Below are 13,686 nucleotides of genomic sequence, written 5' to 3'. Positions count from 1 at the left end.
GTTTTAGTCACCCTTCCCAAATGTTGAATAGAGAGTCTGGTAGCTTTCTTCAAAGCTAGGAGCCTCATGTGTTTTCTGTCGTAAAAAGCTCTGAATCTCAGGATACATACGGATGGCATTATCAATATCTCGATTAGCTCCCTTTTTATAAGCACCGATATTAATAAGGTCCTCTGATGATTCATAGGTGGAAAGTAAGCTCTTAAATGCTTCAGCAGATGATAGATGTTCTTCTCCCACAATTTCCGACATCAGACGACTAACACTTTTTAGCGGGTTAATAGCTGGGAACTGTCCCTTTTGCGCCAGCTTTCGATCCAAAACGATATGACCATCCAAAATTCCTCGAACAGCGTCGGAAATTGGCTCGTTTAGATCATCCCCATCTACCAGTACCGTATAAAAAGCTGTAATAGACCCTTGATTTGATGTACCAGCTCGTTCTAGCAGCTTTGGCAATAGGGCAAACACACTTGGCGTATAGCCTTTACTTGCTGGTGGTTCACCGATAGCTAGGCCTACCTCACGCTGGGCCATTGCAAACCTTGTGACCGAATCCATCATTAGCATCACATTTTTGCCCTGATCTCTGAAATACTCCGCAATAGCAGTTGCCGTTAAAGCTCCCTTAATCCGTTGAAGAGCTGGTTGGTCTGAGGTAGCGACTACAATAACTGAGCGTGCAAGTCCTTCCGGGCCTAAGTCACGTTCTATAAAATCTTTAACCTCTCTACCCCTTTCTCCAATCAGAGCAATCACATTAATATCAGCCGTCGTATTTCTAGCGATCATTCCTAGTAAAGTACTTTTTCCTACACCACTTCCGGCAAAAATCCCGACCCTTTGACCTTTTCCTAATGTCAACAAGCCATCAATTGATTTTACGCCTACCTCAAGAGGTGTTGTTATTCGTGGGCGATTCATAGGATTAGGAGGCGGATTATTTGTTGAGTAGTTTTTTAATCCTCTAGGAAATCTACCACCATCTAATAGCTTTCCTCTCCCATCAAGGACACGCCCTAGAATAGCTGAGCCTACTTTTATTTGCAGTGGCTCCCCTGTTCCTACAACCAAGCTACCTGGACCAATCTGTGCAATATCATTTAGCGGCATTAGCAGAACCTTATTTCCTTTAAAGCCAACTACCTCAGCTTCAATTGGATTCCCGTTGTTCTGGGGGTAGATATAGCAAATTTCCCCAATGTTTGATTCAGGGCCGTCAGATTCAATCGTTAATCCTATCACCTGCGACACTTTTCCATGCTTTTTAATAGTCTGACTTTCCTCTACACATCTGAGGTAATTCTCGGTCGTGTTAATCATTCACAGACACTCTCCTCAAACAAGGCAAGCAATTGGTTTTTCAGCTCCTGTAGCTGATTGTCAATCGTAACATCATAGGTACCTCGTTCGGTATGAATGAAGCAGCCTTGACTAACCTGAGAAACGTCAGCGGGAATAACCTTTAGCTCCTGTGAATCATCCAGATACTCCTCTAGCTCATCTAAGTGTGTTAATAGAATAGGATAATCAGTTGGATTAACCTCAATAACAATATCTCCACGTTCTTTGACTAATTTCAAGCTATGCTGAATCATTTCTATAATCTGCTTTTCAGATGTTTCGAGCTCATGCTGTAAAATTTTCTTTGCCATTTTTACACTAAGCTCTAGCAGAAAAGGCTCAGAGTCTTGGATGATTCTATCTTTATGCTCATAGGCCTTCTCAACGATGGAACGCAATTCTACTTTTTTATGCTCCAATTCCTCCTGCACTTGCTTATATCCAGCTTGATAGCCTTGTTCAAAGCCTTGCTCCTGAGCGCTTTTCAAAGTCTCTTCTGAAAGCTGCTCTATTTCTTGCTTCGTTGTCTGCCACAATTGCTCAATCTCATCTTGCGCTGTCCTTTTATCTGTGTTGATTTTTTCATCAAGCTCTCTAAGCTGAGCTAGCAACCCTTCAACCTCAAGCTCTAGCACCTTTTTTTGCTCTGTTACAATCTCAATCTCACTTTTTATCTGCTCAACATTTAAACCAATTAATTTATCTTCCTGCTGCTTGTTATGAATCTTTTGGTGAGAAAGCATCTTTTGACCAATACTAGATACAACTCTAGACTTATAAACGTTAGACAACGATGTCATCTCCTCCGCCACGAGCAATGATAACCTCTCCAGCCTCTTCTAGGCGTCTAATAGTTGCTACAATTCTTGTCTGAGCTTCCTCTACATCACGTAAGCGTACAGGCCCCATATATTCCATTTCTTCTTTAAACGTATCCGCCATACGTTTGGACATATTGGCAAATAGTGATTCTTTTACTTCTTCGCTTGAGACCTTCAGGGCAAGTAATAGATCCTCATTCTGAACATCTCTAATAACTCTTTGAATGGATCGGTTATCAAGAGTAACAATATCTTCAAAGACAAACATTCTCTTCTTAATTTCTTCAGCTAATTCTGGATCTTCAATCTCAAGAGCATCTAAAATGGTTCTTTCCGTACTACGGTCTACACCGTTAAGCACTTGAACAACTGCTTCTACTCCCCCGGCTTGAGTATAATCATGAGTGACAGTAGCCGATAGCTTTTGCTCTAGAATACGCTCAACTTGATTAATCACTTCAGGAGAAGTGCTATCCATCAATGCAATTCTTCTGGCCACATCTGATTGCTTCTCAGGAGTTAGCTCAGATAGAATTTGCGCAGACTGACTTGCCTCCAAGTAAGATAAAACTAAGGCAATTGTTTGAGAGTGTTCATTTTGAATAAAGTTTAAAATCTGATTAGGATCAGCTTTTCTAGCAAAATCGAATGGTCTAACCTGAAGTGTGGCTGTCAAACGATTGATAATACCTAGGGCCTTCTCTTGTCCTAAAGCCTTCTCCAGAATATCCTTAGCGTAAGCTATACCACCTTGGCTAATGTAATCCTGAGCTAAACACATCTCATTAAACTCATCCAGTATAGATTCTTTCTGTGCTTGATCCACCCTACGAACATTTGCAATTTCTAACGTTAGTTGTTCAATTTCATCCTCATTTAAATGCTTAAAGATTTGCGCTGATACCTCTGGTCCAAGGGAAACCATAAGCAAAGCTGCTTTTTGCTTCCCGGTAATTTCCTTTAATGCTTTAGCCATGTCTCTCACTCCTAGTCATCTGCTAACCATGTTCTTAACAGCTTAACAAACTCCTCTGGCTTGTTCTTCGCTAATCTTTCAATGCGTTTTCTTCTTGCTGTTTCTTCATTTTCTTGATCAAAATCAAATTCCTCTAAGAAAGGAGCTGCTGGAATCTCTTCTTCAGCTTCAGCTTCCTCATTCTTACGACGATTTCTAATTAACACGTAAGCAAGAGCTCCGATGGCTAATGCTGCTACTCCACCTAGAATGTACAGCCAAATGTTGTTTGCTTCAGCCGTTGGTGTTTCAAATTCTGGAGTGCCGCTGAATGTACTTGTGAAGACATTAATTTTCTGATCTAGTTCATCTTGAGTAAACTCTACGCTGCTTGTACTCATATATGTACTTACAACAGATCTCAAAATCCCTCTGATACCCTCCACAGTCTCCTCAGAATCAGTTTCTGGATCAACAGGCTCAAAGCCGACATTGATGGTCAAGTCTTCAATTGTATATGGGCTAGCAACAATATTACGAAATATCCTATTTACATCGCGATTAATTCGCTCTTCTATTCTTTCATACTCACTATCTCCAGAGCCTTCTGCCCCTTGGTAGCCGGCTATATCTCCATCACCAGTTCCAGGGATACCTCCGACTGTACCTCCTTGACCTTCAAAGGATTCCTGTATTCTCTCGATACTAACAGCAATTCCTTCATTCGTGTCTGGCGCAGTTGGTGTTACAAGATGCTCCTCACGTGTTTCTCGATCAAAATTCACATTAGCAAATACGGAAACTACAACACGATTTTGGCCCATAATGATACCAAGCATTTGCTGTAATTCTCTTTGAATATCTCTCTCAATATCTCGAATGACCTGACGTTGTTGCTGATGCTGTGATAAGGTCGTATCTAGCTCAGTAGGATCTGCAAGCTCATAGCTGCCCCAATTTTGATCCATTACAACAATGTTTTCAACTGGTAGCTGAGGAACACTTTTACTTATCAAGTGATATAGACCTTGAACCTGAACTTGGTTAAGCTCCAATCCCTGTCTTGTAGTCAGCAATACCGACGCTGTTGCAGCTTGTTCCTCATTCATGAGCCAAACACTTTCCTTTGGTAAAGTGATCATCACTTTAGCTTGATCAATCCCATCGATTTGTTCAATTAAATAACGCAATTCATTTTGCATCGCATCTCGTTCAACAACATCGAATTGACGATCCGTTGTACCAAATCCCATGTTTTCACTGAACACACTATAGTTAATGTTTCCACTACGTGGTATTCCAGCATAAGCCAATTCTACTTTTAATCTTTCTACTTCTGTTCGCGGAACACTAACACTTCTTCCGTCTGGAGCTATCTGAACTGGAATTCCTCTTGATTCAATCTCTGAAACAATCTCGCCTGTTTCCGATTGAGATAGGTTTGTGTATAACGTTGCATATTCCGGTTTAGATGCCCAGCTGATCAAGAGAATTAAGGATACAAGTAGAAGGACAATAATACCAATAATAATGACTTTTTGCCGATTTGCCAGCTGGCTCCACGTTTCTAAACCTCTATCTTTTATTCTTAGTAGCTGCTCTCTCATAGTTCACCCCGCCTTAGTTCGACCAATTAAACCTGCATTCTCATTATCTCCTGGTAAGATTCAACGATCTTATTTCTTACCTGGACGGTGAGCTGTAAAGAAAGACTCGCTTTTTGTGCGGCGATCATGACCTGATGAACATCATCGACCTGCCCGGTAACTAATTGGTTAGTTAATGCTTGCGATTCGCGCTGATATGTACTTACCTGATCAAGAGCATCCGTAAGAACGGAAGAAAAAGAGGTGCCTTGGCTTTCTTTTTCAACTGTATTTACTGACTGTCTAGGTGACAATATTGTCGACTGAATGGATCCAATGTTATCCATATTATTCTAAGCCTCCTATCCTTTCCCGATTTCTAATGCTTTTACAAACATGCTTTTTGTTGCATTCAATACAGTTACATTTGCATCATATGATCTAGTAGCCGACATTAAATCTACCATTTCTTTAGCTATATCTACGTTTGGCAGACTCACATATCCTTCCTCATTAGCATCAGGATGGTCGGGGTCATAAACAAGCTTAAATGGAGCTTGATCCTCAACAATCCTAGTTACTTTTACACCCTGTGAGCTTTCATCCTGTTTGCCCATCGCCTTTTGAAGCAAGGAGTCAAATCTTTTTGTTCCGGACGGTGCAATATGTACCATTTTCCTTTGATAAGGCTGCCATTCACCGTTCACAAACCTTGCTCTAGTCGTCTGAGCATTGGCTACATTACTAGATATAACATCCATTCGAAAACGATTAGCTGTTAAAGCAGAAGCACTGTTATTTAATGCGCTAAATAAGCTCATCTACTTACCTCCCTTCAGTAATTACTGTTCTCAAACTGTTTAAATGCCCATTTAGTCTTTCCTTAACTGCGTCGTAATACAGTTGGTTTTTGGCTAGCTGAGCCATTTCATAGTCTAAATCAACGTTATTCCCATTGTGATTAAACAGTGTATTTGTTTGAACTCTTATTTTTGGTTGTATGGTTTGTTGAGCCTCAGTGCTAAATGAGATGTGTTGTTCATTTGTCTTATGTGCTCGTAAATGTGCTTGACTGTCCATAGCTTTTTTTAGCTCGGATTGAAAAGCCACTTCTTTAGCTTTATAATTTGGCGTATCAACGTTTGCAATATTAGACGAAATGGTTTTCTGTGTTAATGTTGCAGCATTCATAGCACCTTCTAATCTTTGAAAATTGCTTGGAAAAAGATTCACTAGTCAACCTACCTCCTTTACCTGAAAAGTTCCTAAAACTCTAGTAAACAAAATTCTACAAAATACGCTAAAATCCTCTTATTTTTTTCGAAAAATAAGAAAACAGGCTAAAAGTCCTAGACAGAAACAGAGCATTTTAACCGAATAGGTCTAATTGTGCATAATGATTAGAATTACTTTTTAAAAAATAAGGAAGATGCCCTCTTGAAATCCAACAGATAACTACATATATTTACATCCTTCTTTTGACAAACTCTTACAAAGTGTTGCATGTTTTTTCCTTTTTGTCTATAAACATTTTCATACTAAAAAATGATCAAAACAAAAAGCTAGTAGAAGGTGTATCAAACACTTCCTACTAGCTTTGTTTGTTTTTATTTCATGATATAGCTGGCTGGGGCTATTAAGATTGCTTTAATTTTTCTAATTCTCCGATTAACTTTTCATTTAACACTTTGATGTACGTTCCTTTCATACCAAGTGATCTTGATTCAATCACACCTGCACTTTCAAGCTTACGCAAAGCGTTAACAATAACAGAACGAGTAATTCCTACACGATCAGCAATCTTACTTGCTACAAGAAGACCTTCTTTTCCATCAAGCTCCTCGAAGATATGTTCAACCGCTTCTAATTCACTATAGGAAAGGGAGCTAATCGCCATTTGAACAACGGCTTTACTTCTTGCTTCCTGTTCAATTTCTTCCGCTCTTTCACGGAGGATCTCCATCCCAACAACTGTAGCTCCATATTCCGCTAAAATGAGGTCATCATCTTCAAATTTATCTTTCACTCTTCCAAGTACAAGTGTCCCAATTCTTTCTCCACCACCAAGAATAGGAACAACAGTTGTGAGAGCTTCAGAATAGAAAGACTTCATTTCAACTGGGAATGACGTGTATGGACTATCAATATCTAAGTTTGCAGAAGTTTCCGTAATCTTCAAAATACCTTGTGTATAATCCTCAGGGAATTGCTTGTCTTCTAAATAATGTGTCATTCTTTCATTTGAGATTTCTTGAGCAATAGAGATTCCTAATAGTTTTCCTTTACGACTTACTACAAAGATGTTTGCACTTATTACTTCACTGAGAACCTCTGCCATTTCTTTAAAGTTTACAGGGCCAGATGCTGCTTGCAGCATGCTGTTAATTCGTCTAGTTCTTGATAATAATTCCATTGCTGTGCCTCCTATTTAGTCATATTTTCATTTGTTATCAATATCAAATATATCGGAATCTATTAAACAAAATTAAAGGATATACTGAGATAGATCTTTATTCTTAATAATTCCACCAAGCTTCTCATTTACATAGGCCGGTGTGATCACGATTTTTTCTAAGGTGATGTCTGGTGCCTCGAAGGATAAGTCCTCGAGTAGCTTTTCCAGTATTGTATGCAATCGTCTAGCCCCAATATTATCTGTATCTCTGTTCACTTGAGTGGCAATATTGGCTATCTCTGCTATAGCTTCGTCAGAAAATTCTATTTTTATACCTTCTGTCTCTAATAAGGCTGTATATTGTTTTGTTAATGCATTTCTAGGCTCGGTAAGGATTCGAATAAAATCCTCAACCAGAAGGTCTGTTAGCTCAACGCGAATTGGAAACCTACCTTGGAGTTCGGGAATAAGATCAGATGGTTTAGCCATATGGAAGGCGCCAGCTGCAATAAAAAGAATATAATCCGTTTTAATCGGTCCATATTTCGTTACAATAGTTGAACCCTCAACGATTGGAAGTATATCTCTTTGCACACCTTCACGAGAAACATCTGCTGATTGATTTCCTTGCTTACCAGCGATTTTATCAATCTCATCGATAAAAATAATTCCGCTTTGTTCAGCTCGGCGAATGGACTCTTGTTGCACTTCATCCATATCAATTAACTTATTCGCTTCAATTTGTGTCAATATTTTTCGTGCATCAGAGACAGGGAGCTTTTTCTTTTTCTTCTTTTTAGGCATCATATTACCGAACAAATCCTGCATGTTAATCCCCATCTGTTCAACGCCTTGACCTGAGAAAATCTCAAACATGTTTGGACCCTGATCTTCAACCTCAATAACCACTAGATGATCTTCAAGCTCCCCAAGATCGAGCTTATGCTTCATCTGACGCTTTCGCAAAATAAGATCCTCTTCTTGCTTTGTTTGATTATCATCAGGCTTATCTTCCTCTTGACCACCAAAAAGCATTTCTAATGGGTTCTTAAAGGATTGTTTTTGTTTTTTTGTAGGAACAAGGAGATCCACTAATCTTTCATTCGCATTTATTTCAGCTTGTTCTTGAACATCGACAAGCCTTTCTTCTTTGACGATACGTATAGACGTCTCTACTAAATCTCTGACCATAGATTCAACATCGCGACCAACGTAACCAACCTCAGTGAACTTCGTTGCTTCTACTTTGACAAAAGGTGCCCCCACAAGCTTTGCGAGACGTCGAGCAATTTCTGTTTTCCCTACACCTGTAGGCCCAATCATCAAGATGTTCTTAGGAACAATTTCGTCCTGCAAATGAGAAGCAAGTAAGCTTCTGCGATATCGGTTACGCAGCGCAATGGCAACAGATTTTTTGGCTTGCTTCTGACCTACGATATATTTGTCGAGCTCCTCGACGATTTGTTTTGGAGTATACGCCTGCTTAGTCAAAACAAAACACCCTCCCTTGTCAGAGTATTATTTTAATACCTCTGTAATCAGTTGATCATTCGTATAGACACAAATCTCTCCTGCCATCGTTAAAGCAGCTTCTGAGATTTCTTGAGCAGAAAGGTGAGGAGCATAGCGTTTCAAAGCTCTCCCGGCAGATAAGGCATAGCTACCACCAGAACCAATGGCAAGAATTCCATCATCTGGCTCGATGACTTCACCAGTACCAGATATAAGCAATAAATCCTCCTTATCCATCACGATCATCATCGCTTCAAGACGTCTTAATACTTTATCACTTCTCCATAGCTTTGCTAATTCAACAGCGGCACGCTTTAAGCTACCATGATATTCCTCTAGCTTTCCCTCGAACATTTCAAAAATAGTCAAAGCGTCTGCTACAGAACCAGCAAATCCAGCGACCACTTGATTTTTATAAAGTCTGCGTACTTTTTTCGCTGAGTGCTTCATTACCATGGCATTCCCAAAAGTAACCTGACCATCACCAGTCATTGCAGCTTCACCATTATGATGAACAGCAAAAATCGTTGTAGCGTGAAATTTGTGTTCCATCGCTTTCGCCTCCTAAATTCTACATTCCTACACCAAATAGCTCACTTCCGCTATTGATGCCTCTCTTGTTCTACGCATTTTCCTCATCACAGTTTCAGTCCATGATAAATCTATGCATCCATTCGTTTTTCTTAGTCCTATAAGGTTTCATTTTGAGCGAGGGTGAGCTCTTCGATAAACCTCTCTAAGTCGTTCATTACTAATGTGAGTATAAATTTGAGTCGTTGATATATTAACATGACCTAATAGCTCCTGAACAGAACGTAAATCTGCACCCCCCTCTAATAAATGTGTAGCAAAAGTATGTCTTAATTTATGAGGGGTAATATTCTGATTAATAGAAGTTTGGTCAATCATTTGAGTTAATAACCTTCGAACACTACGATCTGTGATTCTACTACCGCGATAGTTCAGGAATAGTGCCTGTTCATTTTTAGTATTTAGTGTTTTTCGTCCGTCTTGGATGTACAAATCTAGGACATCAAGTGCAAATTGTCCTAAAGGAACGTAGCGCTCCTTAGCTCCTTTACCAAAAACTAATGCCATACCAACATCTAAATCAATATCTTGAACATCTAAACCAACTAATTCACTAACACGGACGCCAGAAGCATATAAGACTTCGAGCATTGCCTGATTCCGTTGACCTAATGGCTGTGATGTATCAGATACTTGAAATAATGGCTCCAAATCCTGAGGGTAAAAATACTGAGGTAATCTTTTATCCAGTTTAGGCGTTGTTACAAGTTGAAACGGATTAAAAGATAGGTTTCCCTCACGCATTAAAAAACGATAAAAGCTCCTTAAACTGGAGCACTTTCGGGCAATGGTTCTCCGATTGTACTCTTTCTTGTATAAAATTGATAAATAGCCTCTAATTTGGAAATAAGAAACAGCAGCAAAATCAGTGATGATCTGCTGCTTCATAAATTCTACAAAATCATGAATATCTCGTTCATAGTTGCTTATCGTATGTGAGGAAGCATTTTTTTCTACTTGAAGATATTCTATAAAGGATCGAAGCATATCTTCGTTGGCAGTTTTCATCAAGATCACCCTCAATAGCAACTTAATAGTACCATACTGTACAAAACATATGCAATCCTAAGTGTGTATATTTTGTGAAAAATTCTGAATTGTTGTCAGTGCTCGTTCAGCTAATGCCGTATTTCGTTCTTGTTTGTTTTTAATTTTCTTCTCAAGTGGTGGTAATAAGCCAAAATTAGCATTCATTGGCTGAAAGTTTGTAGGACTAGCTGAGGTAATGTAATGACTCATACTACCAATTGCTGTTTCCTTAGGAAAAACAAGTGGCTCTAGTTCTTGAGCTAACCGCCCTGCATTCGTTCCAGCTATAAGTCCAGAGGCTGCAGATTCCACGTATCCTTCAACTCCGGTCATTTGCCCGGCGAAAAATAAAGAAGGGTTATCCTTATATTGATAGGTTGGGTTTAATAGTCTAGGTGAATTTATAAATGTATTTCTGTGCATGACCCCATAACGTACGATTTCCGCTTGCTCTAAACCAGGAATGAGTTGAAGAACTTTCTTTTGATCTCCCCATTTCAAATGAGTCTGAAACCCTACTATGTTATATAAGGTTCCAGCAGCATTATCCTGCCTCAGTTGGACAACGGCAAAAGGCTGTTTTCCGGTTCTAGGGTCTATTAATCCAACTGGCTTCATTGGACCAAATAACACCGTTTGCTTCCCGCGCTTTATCATGACTTCTATAGGCATACAGCCCTCAAAAAAGATTTCTTTCTCAAACTCTTTTAAGGGAACGGTCTCTGCTTCCATTAATGCTTCATAGAACCGATTAAATTCTTCCTCATTCATTGGACAGTTTAGATAGGCCGCTTCACCCTTATCATATCTTGAAGCTAGAAATACCTTCTCCATATCGATAGAGTCTTTCTCTATAATTGGAGCCGCAGCATCGTAAAAATACAAATATTCTTCACTAGTTAACTGCTTAAGCTGTTCGGATAGGGCAGCAGAAGTTAATGGTCCTGTCGCCATAATAGTAACACCGGAAGGAGTTTCTGTTACCTCTTCTCGAAACACTGTAATATTCGGATGTCCTTGAACATATTCTGTTACCTTTGCCGCAAATTCATGTCTGTCTACTGCGAGGGCTCCACCTGCTGGAACGGCACACTCATCTGCTGCTCGAATAATGACAGAATCGAGCTTTCGCATTTCTTCCTTCAAAACTCCAACAGCATTAGTGAGTTGATTCGCTCTAAGTGAATTACTGCAAACCAACTCCGCAAATTGTTCAGTATGATGGGCTGGTGTCTGTCTAACAGGACGCATCTCGTATAAATGCACCTGAACACCTTGCTTAGCTATTTGCCAAGCTGCCTCACTTCCTGCTAATCCTGCTCCAATTACATGTACAACCTGCTGACCCATGCTGCTACAATCCCTTCTATGGCATTACGCTTTATTTTCTTCATAATCACAAGCAACACATTGAATCTTTGTATCCTTCTTGGACTTCTTCTCTACAAGCATTTGAGAGCATTTTGGACACGTTCTTGTGATTGGTTTATCCCATGATACAAAATCACATTCTGGATATTGGTTACAGCCGTAGAAAAGTCTTCTTTTCTTTGACTTTCGCTCTACGATTTGTCCCTTCTTACATTTAGGACATTCGACTCCGATTTCCTTCATAATTGGTTTTGTATTCCGACAGTCGGGAAATCCAGAGCAAGCTAAGAATTTACCAAATCGACCTAGCTTATAAACCAGTGGTTTGCCACACTTCTCACAAACCTCGTCCGAAACCTCATCCTCTAGTTCAACCTCTTTCATTTCTTCCGCTGCATACGTAACTCGCTTCTCGAAATCCTGGTAGAATTGATCGAGAACTCGAACCCAGTTCTCATTTCCTTCTTCAATATGGTCTAGATTACTTTCCATATCAACTGTAAACGTAACATCAAGAATTTCAGGAAAAAATTCTACCATGAGCTCGATCACGATCTCCCCTAGCTCAGTAGGAACGAATCTCTTCTCGTCTAATGCTACGTAACCACGCTTCTGAATCGTTTCTAGTGTAGGCGCATATGTTGAAGGACGACCGATACCCAATTCCTCTAAAGTACGGACAAGTCTTGCTTCTGTGTACCTTGGTGGTGGCTGAGTAAAGTGCTGCTTAGGATCGATCTCTTTCGCCTTAACGGTTTCACCTTCATCCATATTAGGAAGAATTTTATCCTCTTCCTTCTTGCCATCATCATTTCCTTCAATATATACCTTCATAAATCCAGGAAACTTCACCTTAGATCCAGTGGAACGGAATGTTGCTCCATTCACATCAAAATCAACAGTCATCGTATCCAAAATAGCTGGAGCCATTTGGCTAGCTATAAAACGTTCCCATATTAAGCGATACAATCTCAATTGATCCCTAGATAGATAAGTCTTTAACTCATCTGGAGTAAGGACAGCCGATGTAGGACGTATCCCTTCATGCGCATCCTGTGCTTTCGAGTTGCTCTTTGCTTGAGCTTGACCCTTTGTAGCAAAGGATTCACCGAACTTCCCAACAATATAATCCTTCGCTTCTTTTTTCGCTGTATCTGAAATTCTGGTAGAGTCCGTTCTCATATATGTAATCAAACCGACTGTACCCTGTTTGCCAAGGTCAACCCCTTCATAAAGTTGCTGAGCAATCATCATCGTTTTGGCTGCTCGGAAGTTTAGCTTTCTAGCCGCCTCTTGTTGCAATGAGCTTGTGATAAAAGGAAGAGACGGGTTTCTTTTTCTTTCCTTTTTTTGAACGGATTGAATCACAAACGGTTTATTTTTGATTTTAGCTAAAACTTCCTTAACGCTTTCTTCATTAGGTAAGTCTTTCTTCTTCCCTTTTTCTCCGTAATATTTAGCCTCAAACCCTACCTTATCCTTAATAAGGTTCGCGGTAATACTCCAATATTCCTCAGGTACAAACTGTTTAATTTCATTTTCACGATCAATGATCATTTTAACAGCGACAGATTGTACACGTCCTGCACTTAAGCCCTTTTTCACCTTTTTCCATAAAATAGGGCTAATATTGTAGCCTACTAAACGATCTAAAATTCTCCTAGCCTGCTGAGCATCAACAAGATCCATATCTATTGGACGAGGATGCTTAAACGCCTCTTTAATGGCATCCTTTGTAATTTCATTGAATACAACACGACATTTCGAATTAGGATCTATATTTAAGCTATTCGCTAAATGCCAAGCGATCGCTTCACCTTCACGATCAGGGTCAGCTGCCAGATAGATGTTTTTTACTTTCTTTGCGGCATCTTTTAAATCTTTTAATACGTTTCCTTTACCACGAATCGTAATATATTTGGGAGCAAAATTATCCTTTGGATCGACTCCCATCTGACTTTTAGGTAAATCTCTGACATGTCCCATGGACGCTTTGACCACGAACTTTTTCCCTAAGTATTTGCCTATTGTTTTAGCCTTAGCGGGAGATTCCACTATAACCAAGGATTCTGCCATGAGATG

Annotated in this window: 13 protein-coding genes; all 13 read right to left on the bottom strand. The window is 39.7% G+C overall.

What is annotated here, in order from left to right:
• Positions 1–3: 3 nt before the first annotated feature.
• The 13 genes from fliI to topA all read right to left on the bottom strand — a co-directional run bounded on the left by fliI (position 4) and on the right by topA (position 13,680).
• Entirely contained in the window at positions 4–1,323 is a 1,320-nt protein-coding gene (gene fliI, locus J2S11_RS02755) for a flagellar protein export ATPase FliI (protein ID WP_307390609.1), read from the bottom strand.
• Positions 1,320–2,135 (bottom strand): FliH/SctL family protein, encoded by an 816-nt coding sequence (locus J2S11_RS02750; RefSeq protein WP_307390606.1) that lies wholly within the window; start codon positions 2,133–2,135, stop codon positions 1,320–1,322. Before J2S11_RS02750 ends, fliI begins: the two co-directional genes overlap by 4 nt.
• Positions 2,128–3,141: a flagellar motor switch protein FliG gene (gene fliG, locus J2S11_RS02745; RefSeq protein ID WP_307390604.1), complete on the bottom strand. Its 1,014-nt coding sequence runs from the start codon at positions 3,139–3,141 to the stop codon at positions 2,128–2,130. The genes J2S11_RS02750 and fliG overlap by 8 nt, the downstream gene beginning before the upstream one ends.
• An 11-nt stretch (positions 3,142–3,152) precedes the next feature.
• On the bottom strand, positions 3,153–4,727 hold the full coding sequence (fliF, locus tag J2S11_RS02740; protein ID WP_307390601.1) for a flagellar basal-body MS-ring/collar protein FliF: 1,575 nt from the start codon (positions 4,725–4,727) through the stop codon (positions 3,153–3,155).
• Positions 4,728–4,753: 26 nt separating this feature from the next.
• Positions 4,754–5,053: a flagellar hook-basal body complex protein FliE gene (gene fliE, locus J2S11_RS02735; RefSeq protein WP_307390599.1), complete on the bottom strand. Its 300-nt coding sequence runs from the start codon at positions 5,051–5,053 to the stop codon at positions 4,754–4,756.
• A gap of 15 nt (positions 5,054–5,068) precedes the next feature.
• The gene (gene flgC / locus J2S11_RS02730; RefSeq protein ID WP_307390597.1) at positions 5,069–5,527 is read right to left on the bottom strand and encodes a flagellar basal body rod protein FlgC; all 459 of its coding nucleotides are present in this window, start codon (positions 5,525–5,527) and stop codon (positions 5,069–5,071) included.
• A 4-nt stretch (positions 5,528–5,531) separates the two neighbouring features.
• Positions 5,532–5,939 (bottom strand): flagellar basal body rod protein FlgB, encoded by a 408-nt coding sequence (gene flgB / locus J2S11_RS02725; protein ID WP_307390594.1) that lies wholly within the window; start codon positions 5,937–5,939, stop codon positions 5,532–5,534.
• Positions 5,940–6,342: 403 nt separating this feature from the next.
• Complete coding sequence (gene codY, locus J2S11_RS02720) at positions 6,343–7,119, bottom strand: GTP-sensing pleiotropic transcriptional regulator CodY (protein ID WP_307390592.1); 777 nt, start codon at positions 7,117–7,119, stop codon at positions 6,343–6,345.
• A gap of 72 nt (positions 7,120–7,191) precedes the next feature.
• Entirely contained in the window at positions 7,192–8,592 is a 1,401-nt protein-coding gene (hslU, locus tag J2S11_RS02715; RefSeq protein WP_307390591.1) for an ATP-dependent protease ATPase subunit HslU, read from the bottom strand.
• A gap of 27 nt (positions 8,593–8,619) precedes the next feature.
• Entirely contained in the window at positions 8,620–9,165 is a 546-nt protein-coding gene (hslV, locus tag J2S11_RS02710) for an ATP-dependent protease subunit HslV (RefSeq protein ID WP_307390589.1), read from the bottom strand.
• A gap of 147 nt (positions 9,166–9,312) precedes the next feature.
• Positions 9,313–10,212 (bottom strand): tyrosine recombinase XerC, encoded by a 900-nt coding sequence (gene xerC / locus J2S11_RS02705; RefSeq protein WP_307390586.1) that lies wholly within the window; start codon positions 10,210–10,212, stop codon positions 9,313–9,315.
• A 57-nt stretch (positions 10,213–10,269) separates the two neighbouring features.
• Entirely contained in the window at positions 10,270–11,583 is a 1,314-nt protein-coding gene (gene trmFO / locus J2S11_RS02700; RefSeq protein ID WP_307390583.1) for an FADH(2)-oxidizing methylenetetrahydrofolate--tRNA-(uracil(54)-C(5))-methyltransferase TrmFO, read from the bottom strand.
• A gap of 24 nt (positions 11,584–11,607) precedes the next feature.
• Positions 11,608–13,680, bottom strand: a complete 2,073-nt coding sequence (gene topA, locus J2S11_RS02695) for a type I DNA topoisomerase (protein ID WP_307390580.1) — start codon at positions 13,678–13,680, stop codon at positions 11,608–11,610.
• Positions 13,681–13,686: the final 6 nt, after the last annotated feature.

It is taken from the genome of Bacillus horti (assembly GCF_030813115.1).
GTDB classification, from domain to species: domain Bacteria; phylum Bacillota; class Bacilli; order Caldalkalibacillales; family JCM-10596; genus Bacillus_CH; species Bacillus_CH horti.
This window is presented reverse-complemented; position numbering and strand designations above follow the sequence as displayed.